The organism is Rhizobium sp. SAFR-030, from assembly GCF_059415005.1.
This window is the reverse complement of sequence record NZ_JBPFDO010000003.1, coordinates 551012-575012: the sequence shown is the minus strand read 5'-3', so window position 1 is coordinate 575012 and position 24001 is coordinate 551012. Positions and strand designations below refer to the sequence as shown.

Genomic DNA, 24001 nt, shown 5'->3' with positions numbered 1-24001 from the left:
CTTACGCCTGCTTGGCGAGATCGGCCATCTGCACCATCACCTGGGCCGCCGCCGACAGACGCTTCTCGGGCGTCGGCAGGTCGCGGGTCAGGAAGATGCTGTGGTCCGGGCGGATCTTCGCCATCGAACCCTGCTTGGCGATGTAGCCGACCAGGGCCGCCGGGTTGGGGAACTGCCGATCGCGGAACTGCAGCACGATACCCTTCGGGCCCGCATCGACCTTTTCGACATTCGCCGTGCGGCAGAGCGACTTGATGAACACCACCTTCAAGAGGTTCTGCACCTCGACCGGCATCGGGCCGAAGCGGTCGATCATCTCGGCGCCGAAGCCGTCGATCTCCGACAGATCGGTCAGTTCGCCAAGCCGGCGGTAGAGCCCCATGCGCAGGTGCAGGTCGGGCACGTATGTTTCCGGGATCATCACGGTGATGCCGACGGAGATCTGCGGCGACCAGCCGGTGTCCAGAACCTGGTCGTCGCCCTTCACCTCGGCCACCGCCTCCTCCAGCATCTGCTGGTAGAGCTCGAAGCCGACCTCCTTGATGTGGCCCGACTGCTCCTCTCCGAGCAGGTTGCCGGCGCCGCGGATGTCGAGGTCGTGGCTGGCCAGCTGGAAGCCGGCACCCAGCGTATCGAGCGACTGCAGCACCTTGAGGCGGCGTTCGGCAGTCGTCGTTAGCGTCTTGTTGACCGGCAGCGTAAACAGCGCGAACGCCCGCACCTTCGAACGACCGACGCGGCCGCGCAGCTGGTAGAGCTGCGCCAGGCCGAACATGTCGGCGCGGTGCACGATCAGCGTGTTGGCGGTCGGCACGTCCAGCCCCGATTCGACGATCGTCGTCGACAACAGCACGTCGTACTTGCCGTCGTAGAAGGCATTCATGATGTCTTCCAGCTCGCTCGCCGGCATCTGCCCGTGCGCCACCGCCACCCGCAGCTCCGGCACGTCGGATTGCAGGAAGGCCTGGATCTCCGGCAGGTCGGCCAGCCGCGGACAGACGAAGAAGCTCTGACCGCCGCGATATTGCTCGCGCATCAGCGTCTCGCGGATTACCAGCGGATCGAAGGGCGAGATGAAGGTGCGCACCGCCATGCGGTCGACCGGCGGCGTGGTAATGAGCGACAGCTCGCGCACCCCGGTCATCGCCAGCTGCAGCGTGCGCGGGATCGGCGTCGCAGACAGCGTCAGCACGTGCACGTCGCTCTTCAGCTCCTTCAGCTTCTCCTTGTGCTTGACCCCGAAGTGCTGCTCCTCGTCGATGATCAGCAGTCCGAGATTGGCAAACGTGATGCTGGAACCGAGTAGTGCATGCGTGCCGACGACGATGTCGACCTTGCCTTCGGCAAGATCTTTCTTTGTCTGGTTCAGCTCCCTGGCGGTGACCAGACGCGAGGCCTGCTCGACGCGGATCGGCAGCCCGCGGAAACGGTCGCGGAACGTCTTGAAGTGCTGGCGGGCAAGCAGCGTGGTCGGGACGACCACGGCCACCTGGGCGCCGTTCATGGCGGCGAAGAACGCAGCCCTCAGCGCCACCTCCGTCTTGCCGAAGCCGACGTCACCGCACACGAGCCGGTCCATGGGACGGCCGGCCGCCAGATCGTCGCGGACGGAATCGATGGCGTTCGCCTGGTCTTCCGTTTCGTCGTAGGGGAAGCGCGCGGCAAACTCGTCGTAAAGCCCTTCCGGCGTCTCAAGCACCGGCGCCCGGCGGGTGATGCGGGTCGCGGCAAGCTTGATCAGCCCGTCGGCCATGTCCAGCAGGCGCTTCTTCAGCTTGGCCTTGCGGGCCTGCCAGGCGCCGCCGCCGAGCTTGTCCAGATGGGCTTCAGCCGCATCCGAACCGTAGCGCGACAACAGGTCGATGTTTTCCACCGGCAGGAACAGCTTTGCCTCGTCGGCATAGTGCAGTTCCAGGCAGGCACGCGGCGCGCCGGCCGCCTCGATGGTCTTCAGGCCGACGAAGCGGCCGATGCCGTGCTCGGCATGCACGACCAGCGATCCCTCGTCGAGACCCGCCACTTCCGAGATGAAGTCGGCGCCCCGCTTGCGGCGCTTGGAGCGGCGGACCATGCGGTCGCCGAGAATGTCCTGCTCGCCGATGATGACAAGATCGCCCGTCTCGAACCCGCCCTCGAGGCTGAGGACGGCGGATGCCGCCTCGCCCTTGTCAAGCTTGCGGATGTCACCGAGGCTGTCGATCTGCTTGATACGTTTCAGGCCATGCTCGTCGAGCACCTGCAGCAGCCGGTCGAGCGAGCCGGCCGACCAGCCGGTGACCAGCACCTTGGCGCCGGCGGCACGCTTGTCGGCGATGTGTTTGACGACGAGGTCGAAGACGTTGACCCGCTCGTCGCGGTTCTGCTGCTCGGCGTCGGCTTGCGCCCGTGCCCAGCGCGGGCCGGAGCGGGCGTCGAGCGTCACGACGCGGCGCGCCTCGCCTTCATGCTCGTTGAACGGCGTCAGGCGCACCGCCGAGACCGCATCGAGCGCAGCGCCGAAAGCCTTGCCGCTGAGATAGAGGTCGTTCGGCGCCAGCGGCTTGTAGGGCGCGGCCTGCGCGGCTCCGACCTTTGACGTCGAGCCGGAATTCTTGCGTGCCTCGTAATAGTCGAGGATCAGCCGCGACCGTTCCTCGGCCGCCTCGCGGGCCGTGTGGTCGGTGACGATGCGGAAGCCCTTGAGGTAATCGAAAGCGGTGTCGAGACCCTCGTAGAACAGCGGCAGCCAGTGCTCCATGCCCGCATAGCGCCGTCCTTCCGAGACCGCCTGGTAGAGCGAATCGTCGCGGGTCGCCGCGCCGAAGGTCGAAAGGTAGGATCTGCGGAAGTGGCTGATCGTCTCCGGCGTCAGCGTCACCTCGCTCATCGGGCTGAGATCCAGCGACCGCGCCTGGCCGGTCGTCCGCTGGCTTGCCGGATCGAAGCTGCGGATGGTTTCCAACGTGTCGCCGAAGAAATCCAGCCGCACCGGCTCCTCGCTGCCGGGCACGAAGACGTCGAGAATGCCGCCGCGTACGGCGAATTCGCCGACTTCGCGCACGGTTGCGACGCGGTCGAAACCGTTGCGCTCCAGCCGCGCGGCGATGTCGTCCATGCGCACGATATTGCCGGGCTTGGCCGAGAACGCCAGGTTCTCGATGACGCCGGCCGGGGCGATCTTCTGCATCATCGCGTTGACCGTCACCAGCACGATGGCCGGATGCGGTTTCTTGGCATGGGCGATGAGACCGGCAAGCGCCGCGAGCCTACGGGCCGAGACATCGGTGCTAGGCGAGACGCGGTCGTAGGGAAGGCAGTCCCAGGCCGGCAGCGACAAGACGGGGATCTCAGGCGCGACGAAGGACAGCATCTGCTCTAGGTCGGCCATCCGGTGGCCGTCTGACATCACGAAGGCGACCGACTGGCCGGCCCGCGCCATCTCGGCCAAGATCAGCGGCTCGATGCCGGTCTGCACATTGGCAATGGTCAGTCCCGCCGCCGAGGCAGCGATCGTCTTCGCGTCGAAACCTGCGATCATTCGCCCTGTCCGTATTTTTCTGCGAGGCTGGCCTTCGTCACGATGTCGAAGTCGGGGCGGTAGGCTGCAATCCGCGCGAACATTTCAGTTTGCATGTGTTCGGGCAGCGGCTCGGCACCGGTGATCCAGCTGTTGAGGTCCTGATCCTCTTCCGCCATCACCGTCTCCAGCGCGTCGAGTTCCGCCTCGGACAGCAAAGCGATCTCGTTTTCAGCGAACTGGCCGAAGACCAGATCCATCTCGCGGATGCCACGATGCCAGCAGCGGTAGAGGATCCTCCGGCGGCGGGGGTCGAGATCGGCGCTGCTGCGCGACAGTCCTGTCATGGCGTAAACCTTCGTTGCGGGGCTGATATAGGACGAAATCTTCACCTTGTCAGCCTTGCCAAGCAGCCATTATCCGGCGCATTTTGCCGGCCATGCGTCCTGCCCTCCTAGACCCTCTCTTCGCCTCCGTCGCAAGCCTGCCAGGCATCGGCCCGAAACTCGCCGATCTGATCGCCCGCGTCACCAGCCGCGAGGATGCCGACGACTGCCGGGTGGTCGACGTCCTCTTCCACGCGCCGTCGTCGATCATCGATCGTCGCAACCGGCCGGGCATCGCACTTGCCCCGCAAGGCGCCATCGTCACCATCGAAGGTCGCGTCGACCGCCACCTGCCGCCGCCGCCCGGCAAGTCGAACATGCCCTACCGGGTGATCCTCCACGACGAGACAGGCGAACTGGCGCTGACCTTCTTCCGGGCCAAGGGCAACTGGCTGGAAAAGACCCTGCCGGTCGACGAACAGGTTCTGGTCAGCGGCAAGGTCGACTGGTTCAACGGCCGCGCCTCGATGGTGCACCCCGACCTGATGATGAAGGTTTCCGAAGCCAGCGACATGCCGCTGGTCGAGCCCGTCTATCCGATGACCGCAGGCCTCGTGCCGAAGGTCATCCGGCGGGCCGTCGAAGGCTCGCTTGCCCGACTGCCGGACCTGCCCGAATGGATGGACCTGCATTTCCAGCAGAAGCAGGGGCTGCCGTCGGTCGCCGATGCCTTCCGGGGCCTGCACGATCCGCGCGATGCGCAGGATCTCGACCCCCAGACGCCAGCCCGCCGCAGGCTGGCCTATGACGAATTCCTCGCCGGCCAGGTGTCGCTGGCGCTGGTGCGCCAACGGCTGCGCAAGGTCGCCGGCCGGCCGATCCGGGTCGATGGCCGGATCGGCGCCGAGATCGGTGCGTCGCTGCCGTTCTCGCTGACCGCCAGCCAGCAGGCGGCCATCGCCGATGTCCGCTCGGACATGGCCAAGGACGAGCGGATGCTGCGCCTGCTGCAGGGCGATGTCGGCGCCGGCAAGACGCTGGTGGCGCTGATGGCGATGGCCGATGCCGTGGAGGCCGGCGGCCAGGCGGTGCTGATGGCGCCGACCGAAATCCTCGCCCGCCAGCATTTTGCAACAATCAGCCGGTCCGCCGCTGCCGTCGGCCTGAAGGTGGAAGTGCTGACCGGCCGGGTGAAGGGCCGCGAGCGCGACGAGGTGCTGGCACGCATTGCGTCCGGCGAAGCGCAGATCATCATCGGCACCCACGCGCTGTTCCAGGATGCCATCGTCTACAAGGACCTGATGCTGGCCGTCGTTGACGAGCAGCACCGCTTCGGCGTCCACCAGCGGCTTCGGCTGACCGCCAAGGGCCTGTCGCCGCACATGCTGGTGATGACCGCGACGCCCATTCCGCGCACGCTGGTGCTTGCCGCCTTCGGCGACATGGATGTCTCGAAGCTCACCGAGAAACCGGCTGGCCGCAAGCCGATCCAGACCGTCACCGTCCCGACGGAGCGGGTCGACGAGATCGTCGCGCGGCTCCGGTCGGCGCTTGCCGAGGGCAAGAAGGCCTACTGGATCTGCCCGCTCGTCGAGGAGTCGGATGTCTCCGACCTGATGTCGGCGGAAGAGCGGCATGCCGGTCTGTCGAAAGCGCTGGGCCCCAAGGTCGGCCTCGTCCACGGCCGCATGACCGGGCCGGAAAAGGATGCCGTCATGGCCGCCTTCAAGTCCGGCGAGCTTCGCCTGCTGGTCGCCACCACCGTTGTCGAGGTCGGCGTCGACGTGCCGGACGCGACGATCATGGTCATCGAGCATGCCGAGCGGTTCGGCCTGGCGCAGTTGCACCAGTTGCGCGGCCGCGTCGGTCGCGGCGATGAGGCCTCCACCTGCATCCTCCTCTACAAGGGACCGCTCAGCGAGACCGGTCGGGCTCGGCTGTCGATCCTGCGCGACAGCGAGGACGGCTTCCTGATCGCCGAGGAGGACCTGAAACTGCGCGGCGAAGGCGAGCTGCTCGGCACCCGTCAGTCTGGCACGCCGGGGTTCCGGATCGCCAGTCTGGAGGCCCATGCCGACCTTCTGGAGACGGCCCGCAAGGATGCCGCCTATCTGCTGGAAAAGGATCCGGATCTGACCGGTGAGCGCGGTCAGGCGCTGCGCGTCCTTCTCTACCTGCACCGCCGCGACGAGGCGATCCGCTTCCTGCGCGCCGGCTGACGGAACGCTCGGTCCGGGCAACAGTCGATTGTTCAAAAGCGTACGTCGTTTTGCCAAGACATCGAAGGCCGGATGATCCAAGTGACAGATGTCAAGTTTTCCACATTCGGGGTATGACCTGACTCGACATTGACGGAGAACATCATGGCAGCCAAACGACCATCTGGGATCAAGGAATATGATGCGCCGGCCGGCGGATGGGGTGCCTTGCGCGCAGTCGCCAAGACGCTTGCGCAGCAGCAGATCGTCGCCCAGGGCAGCGCAACGCTGATGAAGGCCAACCAGCCGGACGGCTTCGATTGTCCCGGCTGCGCCTGGCCCGATCCGCGGCACGCCTCTTCCTTCGAGTTCTGCGAGAACGGCGCCAAGGCGATCACCTGGGAATCGACCGCCAAGCGCGTCGGCCCGGAATTCTTCCAGCTGCACTCGGTGAGCGAACTCTGGGGCTGGACGGATCACCAGCTGGAGGATCAGGGTCGCCTCACCCATCCGATGATCTACGATCGCGAGACCGACCGCTATCAGACGATTGGCTGGGACGAGGCGTTCGCGCTGATCGGTCAGGGTCTGAACGCGCTGGACAGCCCGCACGAGGCGGAGTTCTACACCTCCGGCCGGGCTTCCAACGAGGCTGCCTTCCTTTTCCAGCTGCTGGTGCGTGCCTATGGCACCAACAACTTTCCCGACTGCTCGAACATGTGCCACGAGGCAACCAGCGTCGGCCTGCCGAAATCGATCGGCGTCGGCAAGGGCACGGTGCTGCTTGAGGATTTCGACCATTGCGACGCGATCTTCAGCTTCGGCCACAATCCCGGCACCAACCATCCGCGGATGATGGCGACGCTGCATGACGCCGCCCGCCGTGGCGTGCCGATCATCGTCTTCAATCCGCTGAAGGAACGGGCGCTGCAGAAATTCGCCTCGCCGCAGAACCCGGTGGAGATGGCGACCATGTCGTCGACGCCGATCGCGTCCGCCTATCACCAGGTAAAGGCCGGCGGCGACCTGGCGGCCCTCAAGGGGCTGATGAAGGCGGTGTTCGAGCGCGACGACGAGAGCCTCGCCGCCGACGGCAAGGGCGTTCTCGACCGGGCCTTCATCGCCGAGCACACGCTGGGACTTGAAACGCTGCGCGAGGATATCGACGCAACCTCCTGGGAAACCATCATGACTGCGTCCGGGCTCACGCAGGCGGCACTGCGCAGCGCCGCCGATGTCTACATCAACGCCAAGAAGGTTATAGCCTGCTATGGCATGGGCATCACACAGCATGCGCATGGCACCGACAACGTCCAGCAGCTTGCCAACTTCCTGCTCCTGCGCGGCAATATGGGCCGCGAGGGCGCCGGCATCTGCCCGCTGCGCGGTCACTCGAACGTCCAGGGCGACCGCACGGTCGGCATCACCGAGATCCCGACGGACGCGCTGCTCGACGGCATGCAGCGCGCCTTCGGCTTCCGTCCGCCGGCGGAGAAGGGCCACAATGCCGTCGAGACCATCGAGGCGATGATGGACGGCCGCTCGAAGGCGCTCATCTGCCTCGGCGGCAATCTGCCGGTCGCCATGCCGGACACCGAGACCTGTTTCGCCGCCATGCGCAAGCTCGACCTCTCGGTCCACATCGCCACCAAGCTCAATCGCTCGCATCTGCTGACGGGAAAGACGACCATCGTCCTGCCCTGCTTCGGGCGCACCGACCTCGACGTGCAGGCCTCCGGCCCGCAATCGGTGACGGTCGAGGATTCCATGTCGATGGTGCACGCCTCGCGCGGCTTCCTCAACCCGCCCGGCGAGCAGCTTCGCTCCGAGCCGGCGATCGTCGTCGGCATGGCCAAGGCGACGCTCGGCGACCGCTACGGCATCGACTGGGACGGCATGCTTGCCGACTATGACCGCATCCGCGACAAGATCGAAATCGTGTTCCCCGACTTTGCCGATTACAACCGCCGGGTTCGCGTCAAGGGCGGCTTCCGCCTCACCGTCGGCGCATCGGACAGGATCTGGAACACGGCGACCGGCAAGGCGATGTTCCTCGTCGCCCGCGGCGTGGAAGAGGACGAGCGGCAGACCGCCGGCGATGCCCTGGTGCTGACGACACTGCGCGCCCACGACCAGTACAACACCACCATCTACGGCATGGACGACCGCTACCGTGGCGTCTTCGGCCGGCGCGACGTGATCTTCATGAACGCCGAGGATCTGGCCGCTCGCGGCCTTGCGGAAGGTGATCGGATCGACATCCAGTCGCTGTGGACGGGCGACGGGCGCCAGCGCGGCGTCGAGGGTTTCACCGCCATCGCCTACGACATCCCCAAGGGCACCATCGCCGGCTATTATCCAGAGATGAACGCGGTGATCGCGCTTGGCGACCACGATGTGCGCTCCGGCACCCCGGCCTACAAGGGCGTCCCCGTCCGGGTCGTCGGCTCTGCCGCGGCCTGATGACGACAAGCTGACATGAGAAAGGGCCCGGCGGAGTGATCCGCCGGGCCCTTTTGGTTGGAGACAGGTGGCTTACTTGGCGGCCATGCCCGGCAGCGTGACGCGGAACACCTGGAACATGGTGTCGACGTCGGCGCCGCCCTCGGCCTTGTAAGCCGCACCCACCTGGAAGCCGTCCTGCGTCAGGAAATCGTTGTCGTTGGCGACAAACAGGAAGTAGTCGTTCGGTGCTGCCGGATCGAGAACGCTGGCAATCGACATCGCCTCCCACTTTTCAGACAGGTTGTTGCGGTCGTTCGGCGCGCCGTTGTGCAGGCCGAAGCGAGAGAGCTCCTTGCTGTCGTTGAGGTCGATGAAGCTCTTCAGCGTCGCAGGCTTCACCGCGGCATCGACGACGCCCTTGGGCGCCAACGGCTTCATCGCATCGAAGTCGCCATTGGCGATATCCGTCGCGCCTGACAGGTCGACGAGTTCGATCTTCCGGTAGACGGAGGTGTCGCCCTTCAGTCCCTGACCGTTGTTGCTGTCGCGGGCGAGCATCAGGAACGCTTTGTCCGACAGCGCCAGGATCTCGCTCTGCGCAGCAACGGCCACCTTGCCCTTGTTGTCGAAGGTCGGCAGCGGCACGACATATTCGTGAACGAGCTTCAGCGCATCGATATCGGTCGCATCGTAGACGAGCGCCCGGGTGTTCATCCGGGTGGAACCCGAATCGCCGCCATCCTGGCGAGCCGCCGATTGCAGGACGGCGATGACGAACTTGCCGTCCGGCGTCATCGACATGCCTTCGAGGCCCTGGTTGTTCTGGCGCCCGGTTTCGGGATCCTTCGGCTCCGGCTTCTTTCCTTCGGCATCGACGTTGTTGGACGAGAAGTTGGTCTCGCCGTTGCGCATCGGCAGCAGTGCCTTCGGCGGCTGGGTCGCCGAGACAAGCCGGCCATTGGCCGTAAAGCGGTAGATGTAGGGACCGTACTCGTCGCTGATCAGGAACGAGCCGTCGGCGAGACGGACGATCGCTTCCGGGTCGAGCGCCACCTTGCCGGTGCGGGCCTGCGGCAGGACGGGCAGCTTGCCCGATGCCGGACGGGTGCCGGCTTCCGGATCGAGCCCGGTCATGTTCTTGCCCTCACCGTCGGTCAGCAGGATGGTCTCGGCGAGCTTCGCCTCGAGACCCTTTTGCTGCGCCTCGGTGGACAGGTCGCCGGCGGCCGGCGTCAGGCGCAGGTCGATGCGGTTCAGGCGGTCGTTGTAGTCGGTCGTTCCCTCGACATTGTAGCCGCGGTCGGGCAGCAGCCACAGCGAACCGGCATAGGCGTCGCCATCCTTCTTCCAGCTCGTCGGATCGATTGCCATCCCCGAACCGGAGCCGAAGGTTTCGCCGAATTTGTCGCGCTGGCTGGCGGGAATGCGGCCGACGGCGACGAGGCCCTTGTTGGCGATGGTGACGCTGCCCACCGATACCGTGGCATCGGCCATGGCTGCGAGCGGCGACAGGAAGACCGAAGCAGCCAGGGCTGCGGAAAGCGCAAATGTGCGGCGCGGGTGCGTCATGATGATTGTCCCTTGATCAAACCGAAAGGTCACCGCCAGCGCCTGACGCAACGTCTGCGAACGGACGTGGCGTGGCCGGCGGTGATTGTCCCTGGCGATGTCTCTAGGCGCCCAACATGACGGCTACATGAAGGTCGCAGGGCTCAGGCGACCGGCAGTCTCGGCTTCCAGTCGGGCGAGATCAGGCCGCCGGAGATCAGCAGCTTGGCGGCCTCCTCGGGCGTCATGTCGAGCATCATGATCTTGTCCTTCGGCACGAAGATCAGGAAGCCGGCGGTCGGCACCGGCGTCGGCGGCAGGAAGACGGCCATCATCTCCTGGCCAAGCTCGTTGAATCGGGCCGCAAGCTCGCCCTGCGCTTCGGTCGCGATGAACACCAGCGCCCAGGTGCCGGGACCGGGAAACTCGATCATGCCGACCTTCTTGAACGAGGTCGACTGGTCCTTCAGCACCGTCTCAAAGATCTGCTTGATGCTCCTGTAGAGCGTCCGCACCAGCGGCGTGCGGTGGACGATCGATTCGCCGAAGCCGACGACCGAGCGACCGATCAGGTTCTTGCCGAGAAAGCCGATGGCCGTGATGAACACGACGGCGATCACCAGGCCTGTGCCGGGAATGGCGATATCGAAGTAATACTGAGGATTGTAGCGCTGCGGAATATAGGGCGTCACCCAGCTGTCGGCCCAGTCGATGAAGGCGAAGGTCAGCCATACGGTGATGGCGATCGGTGCGCAGATGATCAGACCGGTCAGAAAATTGTTCCGCAACCGGCCGGCCACCGTTATTCGTTCCGGTTTATCCGTCATGCCCGTCCGTCATTCTCATGCTGCATTGCCGTCGAAGGCCGGTGAATGCGGACAATGCCGCAGGCCTTCCCGCCTCGCAAGTGCGCCAACGGGAAATTGTGAGACAGACCAGCGGCGCGCGATCGGCGTGCCGCAGGCCCCCGTCACTCTACCGTGACCGATTTCGCCAGGTTGCGCGGCTGGTCGACGTCGGTGCCCATGAACACGGCCGTATGGTAGGCCAAGAGCTGGATCGGCAGCGCGTAGATCATCGGCGAGATGACCTCGTCGACATTTGGCAGCACGATCGTCGCCATGGTCTCGAGCCTGGAGGCGGCCGCACCCTTTTCGTCGGTGATGAAGATGATCCTGCCGCCGCGGGCCGCCACTTCCTGCATGTTGGAGACCGTCTTTTCGAAGAACCGGTCATGCGGGGCGATGACGATCACCGGCATGTTCTCGTCGATCAGCGCGATCGGCCCGTGCTTCAGCTCGCCCGCCGCATAGCCTTCGGCGTGGATATAGGAGATTTCCTTGAGCTTCAGCGCGCCTTCCAGGGCCAACGGATAGCTGGTGCCACGGCCGAGATAAAGCACGTCCTTGAACCGCGACAGCTCGCGAGACAGGCTTTCCACCTGCGGCTGGACGAGGTTGAGCACGCTGCTCATGATACGCGGCATCTCGATGAGGTGGCGGACCATCTCCTTTTCCTGCTCGGCGCTCAAAGTCCCGCGCGCGCGCGCCGCCTGGATGGCGAGTGCCGCCAGCACCGCCAGCTGGCAGGTGAAGGCCTTGGTCGACGCGACGCCGATTTCCGGACCGGCAAGGATCGGAAACACCGCGTCAGCCTCGCGGGCAATCGTCGATTCGCGCACGTTGACGACGGCGCCGATCGGCAGGCCCTGCTCCTTGCAATAGCGCAGCGAGGCAAGCGTGTCGGCCGTCTCGCCGGACTGCGAGATGAACAGCGCTGCCTGGGTCTTCGACAGCGGCATTTCGCGGTAGCGGAATTCCGACGCCACATCGATTTCGACCGGCAGCCGCGCGTAACGCTCGAACCAGTATTTTCCGACGAGGCCGGAGAGATAGGCCGTGCCGCAGGCCGAGATCGCCAGGCTCGTGACCTTGGAAAAATCGATCGCCTCGCCCTGCACCTTCACCGTGCCTGTCGAAAAATCTACGTAGTGGCTGAGCGCATGCGAGATGATCTCCGGCTGCTCGTAGATCTCCTTCTCCATGAAGTGACGATGGTTGCCCTTGTCGACCATCAGCGCCGCCGCCTGCGAAATCTGCATCTGACGGGAGACAGGCTTCCCGGAAAAGTCGGTGATCTCCACGCCACGCGATGTCATCACCGCGCAGTCGCCGTCCACCAGATAGGTGATCCGGTTTGTGAAGGGTGCAAGCGCAATCGCGTCCGAACCCAGGAACATCTCTCCCTGGCCGTGACCGATCGCCAAAGGCGGGCCTGAGCGCGCGCACATCAGCGTGTCCGGATCGTTCTTGAACATCACCACCAGCGCATAGGCGCCGGTCACGCGGTTCAGCGTGGCAAGCATCGCCTGGTGGTTGTCCATGCCGTCGCGCAGATATTTCGCCAGCAGATGCGCGACCACCTCGGTATCCGTCTGGCTGACGAATAGCGCGCCTTCAGCGGACAGCACGTCGCGCAGCTCGGAAAAGTTCTCGATGATGCCGTTGTGGACAATGGCGACGCCGTCGACGAAATGCGGATGGGCGTTGGTCTCGTTCGGCACGCCATGCGTTGCCCAGCGCGTGTGGGCAATGCCGATCGTTCCCGGCAGCGGCTCGGCGGCCAGCACCCGTTCGAGGTTGAACAGCTTGCCCTCTGCCCGGCGACGCTCCATCAGCCCATCATGGATGGTGGCAACGCCGGCCGAATCATATCCGCGATATTCGAGCCGCCGCAGCGCATCGACCAGACGTTCCGCCACCGGCGCCTTGCCGACGATGCCAACGATACCGCACATAGGATCCTCTTTCTGTCGATTTCACCGCGCGCACTCGTAGCGCAGCGGGCGCGCCGTGCAACATCGGCGGCGGTCAATTTGAATGTCGCATCGTAATGCGGATGGGTTAATGACCGGCTTTCTTCGCAGCCTTCACCGCAAGCGCCCGCTCGCGGATCGCAGTGGCGCGCCCGGGCTTCACCTCCTGGCGCGCACGACCGAATGCCAGGGCATTCTCCGGCACGTCGGTGGTGATGACGCTGCCCGATGCCACATAGGCGCCGTCGCCGATGGAAACTGGCGCCACGAGCGAGGAGTTCGAGCCGATGAAGGCGTTTTCGCCGATCCGCGTCTCGTGCTTGTTCACCCCGTCGTAATTGCAGGTCACGGTGCCCGCGCCGATATTGGAACCGGCACCGACGACCGCATCGCCGATATAGGTGAGGTGGTTGACCTTGGCGCCAGCGCCGATCTCGGCCTTCTTCACCTCGCAGAAATTGCCGACCTTGGACCCCTCGCCGAGATTGGCGCCCGGACGCAGCCGCGCGAACGGACCGACGGTGGCGCCTGCCGCGACCTGCGCGCCTTCCAGATGCGAAAAGGCATGGATGACCGCGCCGCTTCGGACGGTGACGCCCGGTCCGAACACGACATTCGGTTCGACCAGCACATCCTGTTCGAGCACCGTGTCGTGGGCGAGGAACACGGTTTCCGGTGCGATCATCGAAACGCCGGAGAGCATCAGCGCATGCCGCTGGCGCTGTTGCCAGCTTGCCTCCAGCAGCGCCAGTTCGGCCCGCGTGTTGCAGCCGGCGAGTTCCGCTTCCGGCGCATCGACGGCGACCACCCTGCCGCCGGCCGCGCGAGCGATCTCGACGAGATCGGTCAGGTAGTACTCGCCCTTGGCGTTCTTGTTGTCGATCTTCTCCAGCCATTCCACGGCCCGCGCGCCGCTGATCGCCATCAGCCCGCTGTTGCACCAGGTGACCTTGCGCTCCTCGTCGCTGGCGTCCTTTTCCTCGCGGATCGCCACCAGCTCGCCGTTCTCGACCAGCAGCCGTCCATAGCCGGTGGGATGTGCGGTGCGAAAACCGATGACGACGATGTCGGCACCCTCGGCAAGCTTCGCCCGGGCAGCAAGGAAGGTCTCCGGCCTCACCAGCGGCACGTCGCCATAGGTCACCAGCAGGTCGTCGTAGCCGCGGGCAATCGCCTCGCGCGCCATCAGCACCGCATGGCCGGTGCCGCGCCGCTCGGTCTGCAGCACGGAGGAGACCGCCATGCCATCCACCGAACCCGCCTGCGTCACCCGCTCGGCGTCACGGCCGACCACCAGTACCGCATCGCTCATCTCGGCGCCGCGCACGGCCTGCATCACGTGCGCGATCATCGGCAGGCCGGCGATCGGGTGCAGCACTTTCGACATCGACGACTTCATCCGGGTGCTGTCGCCGGCGGCGAGGATCACGGCGAGGCAGGTGCGGGTCATGCGGTTCTCCATCCAGTCTTCGGCCGCTTCTTATCAGCAGTCCCGGGCCCGCGCCAAGCGCCCGTGACGGGTCTTCACCATTCGCATCGGCCACCGAACGAAAAAGGGCGCCACACGGGCGCCCTTCGCTTGATGGACAGACAGACCGGCTTACTGCGGCAGCTTGTCGTCGACGCCTTCTACGTAGAAGTTCATGCCGAGCAGCGTGCCGTCCTCGGCTTTTTCGCCGGCCTTCAGCCAGGCGGAACCGTCCTGCTTGTTGATCGGGCCGGTGAACGGATGCAGTTCGCCCGACTTGATCTTGGCTTCGGTTTCCTCGGCCATCGCCTTCACGTCGTCCGGCATGTTGGTATAGGGCGCCATCGTCAGGATGCCGTCCTTCAGTCCGTCCCAGATCTGCTCCGACTTCCAGGTGCCGTCGAGCAGCGCCTTGGTGCGCTTGACGTAGTAGGCGCCCCAGGTGTCGACGATCGCCGTCAGCTGTGTCTTCGGGCCGGCAGCGATCATGTCGGAGGCCTGGCCGAAGGCGAGGATGCCACGCTCGGCGGCAACCTGCATCGGGGCGGTCGTGTCGGTGTGCTGTGTCAGGATGTCGACGCCCTGGTCGATCAGCGCCTTGGCGGCATCAGCTTCCTTGCCCGGGTCGAACCAGGTGTTGGCCCAGACGACCTTCAGCTTGAATTCCGGGTTGATGGACTTCGCGCCGAGCTCGAATGCATTGATGCCCATCACCACTTCCGGGATCGGGAACGATGCGATGTAGCCGGCGATGCCCTTCTTCGACATCTTCGCGGCGATCTGGCCCTGGATGTAGCGGCCTTCGTAGAAGCGCGCATTGTAGGTGGAGAGGTTTTCGGCAGCCTTGAAGCCGGTCGCATGCTCGAACTTCACCTTCGGGAACTTTTCCGCCACCTTCACCGTCGCGTCCATGAAGCCGAACGAGGTGGTGTAGATCAGCGCGCAGCCGGAGCGGGCCATGCGCTCGATGGCGCGTTCGGCATCCGGACCTTCCGGAACGCTTTCGAGGAACGGCGTCTCGACCTTTTCGCCAAACGTCTTGTCGACCTGCTGGCGGCCGAGTTCGTGCGCCTGTGTCCAGCCGCCGTCGGTGCGTGTCCCGACATAGACGAAGCAGACCTTGGTCTTTTCCTGAGCCTGTGCGCTGCCCGAAAAGCCGCTGATGGCGGCAGCCGTGGCGGCAAGTGCGATGATCAGCTTCTTCATTGTGTACCCCTGTTTGGCATGAAGCTTGGTGATGGTGGATGCCGCATTAGCGGTCGGGCACGAACGGTTTCCCGAGCGCGGCCGGCGTGTTGATGAGCGTCGTGCGGCGATTATGCGAGATGATGATGAGAACGACAATAGTGACGGCGTAAGGCAGCATCGACAGGAACTGCGACGGGATGCCGATGCCGAAGGCCTGCGCATGCAGCTGCAGGATACCGACGGCGCCGAAGATGTAGCCGCCGGCCAGCACCCGCCACGGCCGCCAGGAGGCAAACACCACCAGCGCCAGCGCGATCCAGCCGCGGCCGGCGGACATGTTCTCCACCCATTGCGGCGTGTAGACGAGCGACAGCTGAGCTCCGGCAAGGCCTGCGCAGGCACCGCCGAACATCACCGCCAGATAGCGGGTGCGCACCACATGGATGCCCAGCGCATGGGCGGATGCGTGATTGTCGCCGATCGCCCGCATCTTCAGCCCGGTGCGGCTCTTGAACAGGAACCAGTTGACGCCGACGATCAGCGCGATCGACAGGTAGAAGGTGATGTCCTGACGAAACAGCAGTCGACCGACGAACGGGATGTCGGAGAGCAGCGGCACGACGATCGGCTGCAGCTTGACGCCCGGAATGCCGACAAAACTTTCGCCCAGCTGGCCGGAAAGGCCAAGCCCGAGGATGGTCAGCGCCAGCCCCGTCGCCACCTGGTTGGTCACCAGCGTCAGCGTCAGGAAGCCGAACAGCAGCGAAAACAGCGCGCCGCCGAGAATGCCGCAGGCAACGCCGATCAGCGGCACCCCGGTCAGGTAGGAGCCGGCAAAGGCGCAGACGGCGCCCATGATCATCATCCCCTCGACGCCGAGGTTGAGCACGCCGGCGCGCTCCGTCACCAGTTCGCCGATGGCGGCAATGACAAGCGGCGTGGCGGCGGTGATGATGGTCAGCAGGATGGCTTCCAGCATGGTCAGCTCCTCGCCTCGGCCGGCACGCGGCCACGGCCGGAAATGAAGCGCACGCGGTAGAGGATCAGCGTGTCGCAGGAGAGCACGAAGAACAGCAGCAGTCCCTGGAAGACGCGCGTGACCTTTTCCGAGACGCCGATCGACAGCTGTGCCGCCTCGCCGCCGAGATAGGTGAGCGCCAGCACGAAGCCCGAGGCGATGATGCCGAGCGGGTTCAGGCGTCCGAGGAAGGCGACGATGATCGCCGTGAAGCCGTAGCCCGGCGAGATGCTCGGCTGCAGATGGCCGATCGAGCCGGAGACTTCCGAGATGCCTGCAAGACCGGCAAGCGCGCCCGACAGCATCAGCGAGAACCACACCATCCGGCGCGCAGAAAAGCCCGCAAACCGCCCTGCCCGTTCCGAGCGGCCGAGCACCGAGACTTCGAAGCCCTTCAGCATGAAGCGCATCATGAACCAGACGCCGACGGCGGCAACGATGGCAAACACGATCGACCAGTGGGCACGGCCCGATTCCAGCAGTTCGGGCAGTACCGCCTCCGACGAAAAGCTGAGCGTGCGCGGAAAGTTGAAGCCCTTCGGATCGCGCCAGGGTCCACGCACCAGCCAGTCGAGGAAGAACTGAGCGATATAGACGAGCATCAGGCTGACGAGGATTTCATTGGTGTTGAAGCGCGTCTTCAGCAGCGCCGGGATGGCGGCAAACAGAGCCCCGCCGATCGCTCCCATCACCAGCATCAGCGGCAGCACCAGCGGCGAGTGCCATTGCGGCATCAGCACCGGCAGGATCGATCCGGTGATCGCACCGATGGTGAACTGCCCCTCGGCGCCGATATTCCAGTTGTTGGACCGGTAGCAGACGGAAAGCCCGACGGCGATCAGGATCAGCGGCCCGGCCTTGATCGCCAGTTCGTGCAGCGACCACACTTCCAGCAGCGGATCGATGAAGAAGCTGTAGAGGGCCGACAGCGGATCCTTGCCGAGCATCCAGAACATCAGCGCCCCGAAGGCGAGCGTCAGGAAAAGCGCCAGCAGCGGCGAGACGATCGAGAAAAGGCCGGAAGCGCTGGCGCGCCGCTCGAGCTCAATGCGCATGGGCGACCTCCGCCTGGCCGGTCGAATCGTGGATACCGCCCATCATCAGGCCGATCCGTTCCAGCGACAGGCTGCCGGCCGGATAAGGCTGCGACAGCAGCCCCTCCGAGATGACTGCGATCGTCGTTGCCACCTCGAAGATCTCGTCGAGATCCTGGCTGATGACAACAACCGCCGAGCCGGCGGCGGCAAGGTCGATGAGCGCCTGGCGGATGCGGCTGGCGGCGCCGGCATCGACACCCCAGGTCGGCTGGTTGACGACCAGCACCGACGGCTGGCGGTCGAGTTCGCGGCCGATGATGAATTTCTGCAGGTTGCCGCCGGAAAGCGAGCCGGCGGCAGGATCATCTCCGCTCTTGCGCACATCCATGACCGCGCAGATGCGCCGGGCGGCGCTGCGGATCGCCTCGTGGCGGATCACCGAGGCAAAGCCGCCCGACAGGAAGGCTCTGGCATCGGAGCGACAGCGCGACAGGAGAAGGTTGTCGGAAAGCGGCATGTCGGACACCGCCGCATGGCCGTGCCTTTCCTCCGGCACGAAGCCGGCGCCGAGCAGCCGGCGGCCGTTGATCCCGGCGCGGCCGACGGCCTTCCCGCGGATGCGGATCGCTGCGTCCTCGGCGACCGGATATTCACCGGACAGGGCATCGAAGAGTTCGCCCTGGCCGTTGCCGGCGACGCCCGCAATGGCGAGGATCTCGCCGGCCCGCACGTGCATGGAAATGTCGCGCAGGCTGATGGCAAATGGGGTGCGGGCCGGAACCGTGAGGCCGCTGACCTCGATCAGAGCCGCGCCGCCCTCAGCCAGCGTCGCCCGCGTCACGCCTGCGACGTCGGAACCGACCATCATCCGCGCCAGCGATGCCGGCGTCTCGCGCTTCGGATCGCAGGCGCCGGTCACCTTGCCGTGGCGCAACACCGTTGCCCGGTCGCAGATCCGCTGCACCTCTTCCAGCCGATGGCTGATGTAGAGCACCGACCGACCTTCCGCCTTCAGCTTGAACAGCGTCTCGAACAGCCGGTCGGCCTCCTGCGGCGTCAGCACCGAGGTCGGTTCGTCGAGGATGATCAGTTTCGGGTTCTGCAGCAGCGCCCGGACGATCTCGATGCGCTGGCGCTCGCCGACCGACAGATCGGCGACATGCGCGTAAGGATCGAGCGGCAGGCCGTAGGCGGCAGACAGGCTGGCGGCCTGTTCGGCGATCTTCGCAAGCGGGATCTTCGGGTCGAGCGACAGGGCGATGTTTTCCGCCACTGTCAGCGCTTCGAACAGCGAGAAATGCTGGAACACCATGCCGATGCCGAGCTCGCGTGCGGCACCCGGCGAAGCGATGGAAACTGGATTGCCGGACCAGACGATCTCGCCGGCGCTCGGCTGCAGAACCCCGAACAGCATCTTGACGAGCGTCGATTTGCCGGCGCCGTTCTCCCCGAGCAGCGCATGGATCTCGCCCCCGGCAATCGACAGGTCGATGCCGCTGCAGGCGGCGAACGAGCCGAAATACTTGGTCAGGCCCCGAACCTGAAGAAGCGGCGCGGCTTCCGGATGCTGCGCGTCAGTCACTCAAATCCCCTCATTCACCTCGTGCCTGCCTTCTCCGAGGCTTGTCTGGCGACGATGTGCCGTGTGTTGGCCGGCACACGCCGGCACGGCCAGGAATTGATACTCCTTTTGCTGCTGCGCACAACAGAAAAGACGAGCCGTGGCCGCGCTTTAACGGCTTTTCCCAAGGCTCGGAAACAGCTGCAGCACGCCGCCGATGCAAAACAGGTACAGTCCCGTGACGACGACGCTCCACACCAGCCATGCCGGCGAATCGAAGTGCAGCAGCAGCGAGTAGGCGCAGAGCGCGCACCAGAGCAGGAAAATGCCGAGATTGAGCGTCCGCAGCCGCCTGACGCGCACCGGATGCAGGAAGTTGATCGGCAGGAAGGTGAGGAACACCGCCAGCACCACCAGCAGCATCGCCGTCGTCTCGGTCGGCTTGATGACGAAGAAGGTGAGGATCAGCATGTTCCAGACGACCGGGAAGCCGGAGAAGAAGTACTCGTCGGTCTTCATACCCATGTCGGCATAGTAGATGGCGCTCGACACGACGATCATGCCGGCCGCGACAAACGACCAGGTCTCGCCGATCATGCCGCTCTGGTAGAGCGCAAAGGCCGGCAGCAGCACATAGGTCACGTAGTCGATGATGTTGTCGAGCGTATCGCCCGACCAGTTCGGCAGGACTTCCTTGACGCGCACCTTGCGGGCGATCGGCCCGTCGATCCCGTCGATCAGCAGCGCCAGCCCCAGCCACCACCACATGTCGACAAACCGATGCTCTGCGGCGGCCACGACGCCGAGGAAGGCGAGGAAAGAGCCGGACGCCGTCAGCACGTGCACGGAGAATGCGCGGATCTCGGCATAGGGCACTTTACGGTAATTGAAGATTCGCCTGATCACGCCCTGCTCCGGATGTCCCACGTTGAACTGGCAGGATATGCGGCCATTCGGCGCGCTTTGCAACGCCTTCGGCGCTCTGCCATGCAAGCCCATGGATAACTGTCGCAAGTTTGCCTACATAGTCTGGACGAGGGATTAAAGAAGAAGACGCACATGCACGACATCGAGATCGCGGTTGTGGGAGAAGGTCTGGCCGGTTCGATCGCCGCTCTGGCGCTGGCGCGGGCGGGTCGAAAAGTCGCGTTGGTCGCTCCGAACCAGCCGCGCCGGGACGAGCGGACGACGGCACTGATGGACCAGTCCATCCGCTTCGTCGACAGCCTGGGGATCTGGGACAGGATCGCGCCGGCCTCTGCCGCGCTCTCCACCATGCAGATCCTCGATGGCACGAGCCGGCTTTTTCGCGCCCCACCCGCCCAGTTCCGCGCCGCCGATGTCGGCCTGACGGCCTTCGGCTACAACATTCCCAACAAGGCGCTATTGTCGGTGCTGTCCGAGGCGATCTCGGGCGAGGCCAATATCAGCCGCATCGAGGGATCGGTGGAGCGGCTTGATCTCTCCGGCGATCGTCCGAACCTCATTCTTGCCAATGGAGAAACCCTGACGACGGATTTCGTCGTCGGCGCCGACGGCCGCAATTCCCGCATCCGCGAGCAGGCAGGCATCGGCCTTCGCCGCTGGTCCTATCCGCAGACGGCCGTCGTCCTCAACTTCTCCCACAGCCAGCCGCACGGCAACGTGTCGACCGAGTTCCACACCGAGACCGGTCCGGCGACGCAGGTGCCGCTGCCCGGCATGCGCTCCAGCCTCGTCTGGGTGGTGTCGCCGGAAGAGGCCTCGCGGCTGCTGTCGCTGGATACCGCAGGCCTGTCACGGGCCGTCGAGACGCGGCTGCAGTCGATGCTCGGCAAGGTGACGGTCGAGGACGGGCCGGAAAGCTGGCCTCTGTCGAGCCTGATGGCGGAACGCTTCGGCAAGGGTCGCGTCGCTCTGGTCGGCGAGGCCGCGCATGCCTTCCCGCCGATCGGCGCGCAAGGCCTGAACCTCTCCCTGCGCGACGTGATGGAGCTCGCTGACCTCTTGCAGACCAGCGGCGGCCAGCCGATCGCTGATGATGCCGGCGACCGCTTCAACCGCAAGCGGCGTCCGGACATCATGACCCGCACCGCCGGCGTCGATCTCCTCAACCGCTCGCTGCTGTCGGATTTCCTGCCGGTTCAGGTCGCCCGCGCGGCGGGCCTGCATCTGCTCACCTCGGTCGGCCCGCTGCGCAACATCCTGATGCGCGAAGGCATCGAACCCGGCCGCAGCCTGCGCGACCTGATCGGCGTGCTACGGCATCCCTTCGACCGGCCGAAAACCGGCTGACATCAGGTAGAGCACAAGCGGCAGCGTGGCGATCGACAGGACGGTGGTGATCAGCACGGTCGCCGATGCCCTCTCCTGCCAGGCACCATAGTGCTGGCTGATGACGAAGACGTTGGTCGCCGTCGGCAGTGCCGCCAGCAGCACGGCCGCATGCACCCATGTCTGGTCCATGCCGCCGACGAGGCGTAGCGCCCCGTAGACGACCGCCGGCAGAACCAGAAGCTTGACCGCCGCGATCGCGCCGATCTCCACCGGCACCCGTTTGAGGGGTCTGAGCGCCAGCGTCACGCCCATAGCAAACAGCGCGCAGGGTGCTGCCGCCTGCGCCAGGTAGTCGACGAGCCGCATGGCTGCGACCGGCGGCTGCCAGCCGGAGGCCGCCACCGCAAACCCGGCCGCCGTCGACAGGATGAACGGGTGGAGTGCGACGCGGCGCAGCACCTCGATCGCCACCTCGCCGGCCGGCCGGCGGTCGCCGCCCGCCAGCGCCATCATCGCCGGCGCAACGACGAAATGCGCGGCATTCTCGAAGCAGACGATGAGCGCCACCGGAACCGCCGCGGCGTCGCCGAGCACCAGTATCGCCAGTCCCGGCCCCATGTAGCCGATATTGCCGTAAGCCCCGCCGAAGGCCTGGATGGTGCTGTCTGCAAGGTTCGCACGCCGCAGGAAGAAGGCCCCGGCAAACAGCAGCCCGAAGACGAGATAGACCGCCGCGAGCTGGGTGAGGATGAAATCGATCCGCGTCAGATCCTCGATCGGGGTGCGCGAGACGAGCTTGAAGAACAGCGCCGGCAGCGCCGCATAGACGATGAAGGTGTTCATCCAGCCAAGCGCCTCGGCGCCCTGCCGGCTGGCCTTTGCCGCGACGACGCCGATCAGGATGAGGCCGAAGAACGGAAGCAGCAGTGCGAGGATGGCAGCCATGAACCTTGCTTCGCTCCTGGCGGGCGCGAGCGGGTTCGGCGCCTCTGACGGATCTGGTTTGCCTTTGGCTCTAGCCGATTTGCATCAGGATTGGAAAGCTCTGCTGGAACCAGATCGCCATGTCGCTGACGAAACCGAAGATGAAGGCGAGCCCGGTTGCCACCAGCAGCGCTCCCATCGCCTTTTCCACCAGCCCCAGATGCCGGCGGAACCGCGTCAGGAAGCGCATGAAGGCGCCGGAAAACCCGGCCGCGATCCAGAACGGCACCGCAAGTCCCAGCGAATAGATGGCCAGCAGCAGCGCTCCATCGCCGACCGTCTGCCGCGATGCGGCAACACCGAGGATGGCGCCGAGAACCGGCCCGATGCACGGCGTCCAGCCGAAGGCGAAGGCAAGCCCCATGACATAGGCGCCCGTCACCGTCGCCGGCTTGCCGCCGGACTGGAAGCGCGCCTCGCGCGACAGAAGCCCGATGCGGAACAGGCCGAGGAAGTTCAGCCCCATGATGATGATGATCACGCCGCCGATCTTCGACAGGAGATCGATGTGCTGGCGAAGTACGACGCCGATGGTCGTTGCCCCGGCACCGAGCGCGATGAAGACGGTCGAGAAGCCGAGTGTGAAGAACAGCGCCGACAGCAGCACCGCCCGCCGCGCTGCGCGATTCTCCGACAATTTGGTCGCCGACCGTTCCTCGCGGAACTGATCGACTGAAATGCCTGCCATGTAACAGAGATAGGGCGGCACGAGCGGCAACACGCAGGGCGACAGGAAGGACAGCGCTCCGGCGAGCAGCGCGCTGAACAGCGAGATTTCGGCGATCGACAAGGGGCATGCTCCGCTGGCAGACAGATCTCCATAGGCGCCCGGGGCACCCTCTGCCAATCACCTTTTCATGTGCGTCGGTCGAACGGGGATCGACATCCATGCACGGACGCGTTGCCGGCGCCATCGAGGGCCGTGACAACCGGCGCGAACCGCGACGATCTGCTCAAGCGCTTCTGCCACCCGGCAAATCTATTCGCACGCCCTGAGGGACGGAGGCCGCCGCTTGCCGCGGCGGTCAGGCGCTGCCGCTCAGTGACGGCTCCCACTCGCGCGGCTCACGTCCATCGGCGGGCCGGACGCCAGCACCTCCTCGATGGCAATCAGGATCCGGTCTGCCACTCCCTGGAAGGCGGGGTGCGTCGGGTCATCGGCAAACTCGCCGACGAACGTCACGACGTTGTCGATGGTCAGCGGCCTGCCGGCGATGGTGCACTTGAGAATGGCCTGGTTGGCGATGGCGACCGCTGCTACTCGTTCGAGAAGATCGGCACGTTCCCTGTCTGTATAAGCTTGGATCATGATGTTTCTCCGATCGGGGGCAACGTCAGGCCGATCGGATGGTTGCGCCGGGCGCCGAAAAACTGCCGGGCGGTACGGGTCGATGATTGCGGTGCCGAGCGGGAGGACGCGAAGTCGAGCCGCCTACTGCGCCTGGATCCCGCCGTAGATCACGATCACCCCGATGAAGATGCCGAGAATCGCAGCGGCCACGCAGCCGCCGATGAGGATCATGGTGCCGGCGCCGAACTTTCGCGTCCGTCGCTCGCTGTTGCGGGTGGTGCTCCGGTTTTCCATGGCGTCTCCAATCCTGTGCCGACTGAACCCGCCGAACCGCAGCACGGCGGCGGTAGTTCCAACACCGGAGGTCGAA

General features: G+C 65.3%; 18 protein-coding genes. 3 read left to right on the top strand and 15 right to left on the bottom strand.

Annotation, left to right across the window (positions count from 1 at the left end; translation table 11 throughout):
• Position 1: 1 nt before the first annotated feature.
• Positions 2-3517, bottom strand: coding sequence for a transcription-repair coupling factor (gene mfd, locus ACR65N_RS12250; protein WP_440457219.1), 3516 nt, complete (start codon positions 3515-3517; stop codon positions 2-4).
• The gene (locus ACR65N_RS12245) at positions 3514-3843 is read right to left on the bottom strand and encodes an FAD assembly factor SdhE (protein WP_440457218.1); all 330 of its coding nucleotides are present in this window, start codon (positions 3841-3843) and stop codon (positions 3514-3516) included. Before ACR65N_RS12245 ends, mfd begins: the two co-directional genes overlap by 4 nt.
• Before the next feature lie 92 nt (positions 3844-3935).
• Here ACR65N_RS12245 and recG point away from each other — a divergent pair, with 92 nt between their 5' ends.
• Both recG and ACR65N_RS12235 read left to right on the top strand, forming a co-directional pair.
• Positions 3936-6041 (top strand): ATP-dependent DNA helicase RecG, encoded by a 2106-nt coding sequence (gene recG / locus ACR65N_RS12240; RefSeq protein WP_440457217.1) that lies wholly within the window; start codon positions 3936-3938, stop codon positions 6039-6041.
• A gap of 144 nt (positions 6042-6185) precedes the next feature.
• Complete coding sequence (locus ACR65N_RS12235) at positions 6186-8483, top strand: FdhF/YdeP family oxidoreductase (protein ID WP_440457216.1); 2298 nt, start codon at positions 6186-6188, stop codon at positions 8481-8483.
• 72 nt (positions 8484-8555) lie between these two features.
• On the opposite strand, the gene ACR65N_RS12230 is transcribed toward ACR65N_RS12235, so the two are convergent.
• The 9 genes from ACR65N_RS12230 to pcsA form a co-directional block, all read right to left on the bottom strand.
• Complete coding sequence (locus ACR65N_RS12230) at positions 8556-10034, bottom strand: esterase-like activity of phytase family protein (RefSeq protein ID WP_440457215.1); 1479 nt, start codon at positions 10032-10034, stop codon at positions 8556-8558.
• A gap of 143 nt (positions 10035-10177) precedes the next feature.
• Positions 10178-10840 carry a DUF502 domain-containing protein gene (locus ACR65N_RS12225; protein WP_430303701.1) on the bottom strand — a complete coding sequence of 221 codons (663 nt, stop codon included), beginning with the start codon at positions 10838-10840 and terminating at the stop codon, positions 10178-10180.
• A gap of 143 nt (positions 10841-10983) precedes the next feature.
• Entirely contained in the window at positions 10984-12810 is a 1827-nt protein-coding gene (glmS, locus tag ACR65N_RS12220; protein ID WP_440457214.1) for a glutamine--fructose-6-phosphate transaminase (isomerizing), read from the bottom strand.
• 106 nt (positions 12811-12916) lie between these two features.
• Entirely contained in the window at positions 12917-14278 is a 1362-nt protein-coding gene (gene glmU / locus ACR65N_RS12215) for a bifunctional UDP-N-acetylglucosamine diphosphorylase/glucosamine-1-phosphate N-acetyltransferase GlmU (RefSeq protein WP_440457213.1), read from the bottom strand.
• 150 nt (positions 14279-14428) lie between these two features.
• Positions 14429-15502: a BMP family ABC transporter substrate-binding protein gene (locus ACR65N_RS12210; RefSeq protein WP_440457212.1), complete on the bottom strand. Its 1074-nt coding sequence runs from the start codon at positions 15500-15502 to the stop codon at positions 14429-14431.
• Between the two features lie 46 nt (positions 15503-15548).
• Entirely contained in the window at positions 15549-16469 is a 921-nt protein-coding gene (locus ACR65N_RS12205; protein WP_430304955.1) for an ABC transporter permease, read from the bottom strand.
• Entirely contained in the window at positions 16466-17557 is a 1092-nt protein-coding gene (locus tag ACR65N_RS12200) for an ABC transporter permease (RefSeq protein WP_440457211.1), read from the bottom strand. Before ACR65N_RS12200 ends, ACR65N_RS12205 begins: the two co-directional genes overlap by 4 nt.
• A complete protein-coding gene (locus ACR65N_RS12195) occupies positions 17547-19121 on the bottom strand; it encodes an ABC transporter ATP-binding protein (protein WP_440457209.1) in 1575 nt (524 codons plus the stop codon). Before ACR65N_RS12195 ends, ACR65N_RS12200 begins: the two co-directional genes overlap by 11 nt.
• A gap of 150 nt (positions 19122-19271) precedes the next feature.
• On the bottom strand, positions 19272-20006 hold the full coding sequence (gene pcsA, locus ACR65N_RS12190) for a phosphatidylcholine synthase (RefSeq protein WP_430303707.1): 735 nt from the start codon (positions 20004-20006) through the stop codon (positions 19272-19274).
• Positions 20007-20159: 153 nt separating this feature from the next.
• Between pcsA and ACR65N_RS12185 the strand changes: the two genes are divergently transcribed.
• Positions 20160-21374: a UbiH/UbiF family hydroxylase gene (locus tag ACR65N_RS12185; RefSeq protein ID WP_440457208.1), complete on the top strand. Its 1215-nt coding sequence runs from the start codon at positions 20160-20162 to the stop codon at positions 21372-21374.
• Here ACR65N_RS12185 and ACR65N_RS12180 read toward each other — a convergent pair.
• The 4 genes from ACR65N_RS12180 to ACR65N_RS12165 form a co-directional block, all read right to left on the bottom strand.
• Complete coding sequence (locus tag ACR65N_RS12180) at positions 21339-22301, bottom strand: AEC family transporter (protein WP_440457207.1); 963 nt, start codon at positions 22299-22301, stop codon at positions 21339-21341. The genes ACR65N_RS12185 and ACR65N_RS12180 overlap by 36 nt on opposite strands.
• 70 nt (positions 22302-22371) lie before the next feature.
• Positions 22372-23130: a cytochrome c biogenesis CcdA family protein gene (locus ACR65N_RS12175; RefSeq protein WP_440457206.1), complete on the bottom strand. Its 759-nt coding sequence runs from the start codon at positions 23128-23130 to the stop codon at positions 22372-22374.
• A gap of 249 nt (positions 23131-23379) precedes the next feature.
• On the bottom strand, positions 23380-23649 hold the full coding sequence (locus ACR65N_RS12170; protein WP_440457205.1) for a hypothetical protein: 270 nt from the start codon (positions 23647-23649) through the stop codon (positions 23380-23382).
• Positions 23650-23772: 123 nt separating this feature from the next.
• The gene (locus tag ACR65N_RS12165; RefSeq protein WP_440457204.1) at positions 23773-23925 is read right to left on the bottom strand and encodes a hypothetical protein; all 153 of its coding nucleotides are present in this window, start codon (positions 23923-23925) and stop codon (positions 23773-23775) included.
• Positions 23926-24001: the final 76 nt, after the last annotated feature.

Excerpts from the sequence above, each read along its gene's own strand:
- glmS (WP_440457214.1), bottom strand. The coding sequence starts at position 12,810 with ATGTGCGGTATCGTTGGCATCGTCGGCAAGGCGCCGGTGGCGGAACGT.
- ACR65N_RS12225 (WP_430303701.1), bottom strand. The coding sequence starts at position 10,840 with ATGACGGATAAACCGGAACGAATAACGGTGGCCGGCCGGTTGCGGAAC.
- ACR65N_RS12210 (WP_440457212.1), bottom strand. The coding sequence starts at position 15,502 with ATGAAGAAGCTGATCATCGCACTTGCCGCCACGGCTGCCGCCATCAGC.
- ACR65N_RS12245 (WP_440457218.1), bottom strand. The coding sequence starts at position 3,843 with ATGACAGGACTGTCGCGCAGCAGCGCCGATCTCGACCCCCGCCGCCGG.
- ACR65N_RS12180 (WP_440457207.1), bottom strand. The coding sequence starts at position 22,301 with ATGGCTGCCATCCTCGCACTGCTGCTTCCGTTCTTCGGCCTCATCCTG.
- recG (WP_440457217.1), top strand. The coding sequence starts at position 3,936 with ATGCGTCCTGCCCTCCTAGACCCTCTCTTCGCCTCCGTCGCAAGCCTG.
- mfd (WP_440457219.1), bottom strand. The coding sequence starts at position 3,517 with ATGATCGCAGGTTTCGACGCGAAGACGATCGCTGCCTCGGCGGCGGGA.
- glmU (WP_440457213.1), bottom strand. The coding sequence starts at position 14,278 with ATGACCCGCACCTGCCTCGCCGTGATCCTCGCCGCCGGCGACAGCACC.
- ACR65N_RS12185 (WP_440457208.1), top strand. The coding sequence starts at position 20,160 with ATGCACGACATCGAGATCGCGGTTGTGGGAGAAGGTCTGGCCGGTTCG.
- ACR65N_RS12165 (WP_440457204.1), bottom strand. The coding sequence starts at position 23,925 with ATGGAAAACCGGAGCACCACCCGCAACAGCGAGCGACGGACGCGAAAG.
- ACR65N_RS12200 (WP_440457211.1), bottom strand. The coding sequence starts at position 17,557 with ATGCGCATTGAGCTCGAGCGGCGCGCCAGCGCTTCCGGCCTTTTCTCG.
- ACR65N_RS12235 (WP_440457216.1), top strand. The coding sequence starts at position 6,186 with ATGGCAGCCAAACGACCATCTGGGATCAAGGAATATGATGCGCCGGCC.
- ACR65N_RS12170 (WP_440457205.1), bottom strand. The coding sequence starts at position 23,649 with ATGATCCAAGCTTATACAGACAGGGAACGTGCCGATCTTCTCGAACGA.
- ACR65N_RS12230 (WP_440457215.1), bottom strand. The coding sequence starts at position 10,034 with ATGACGCACCCGCGCCGCACATTTGCGCTTTCCGCAGCCCTGGCTGCT.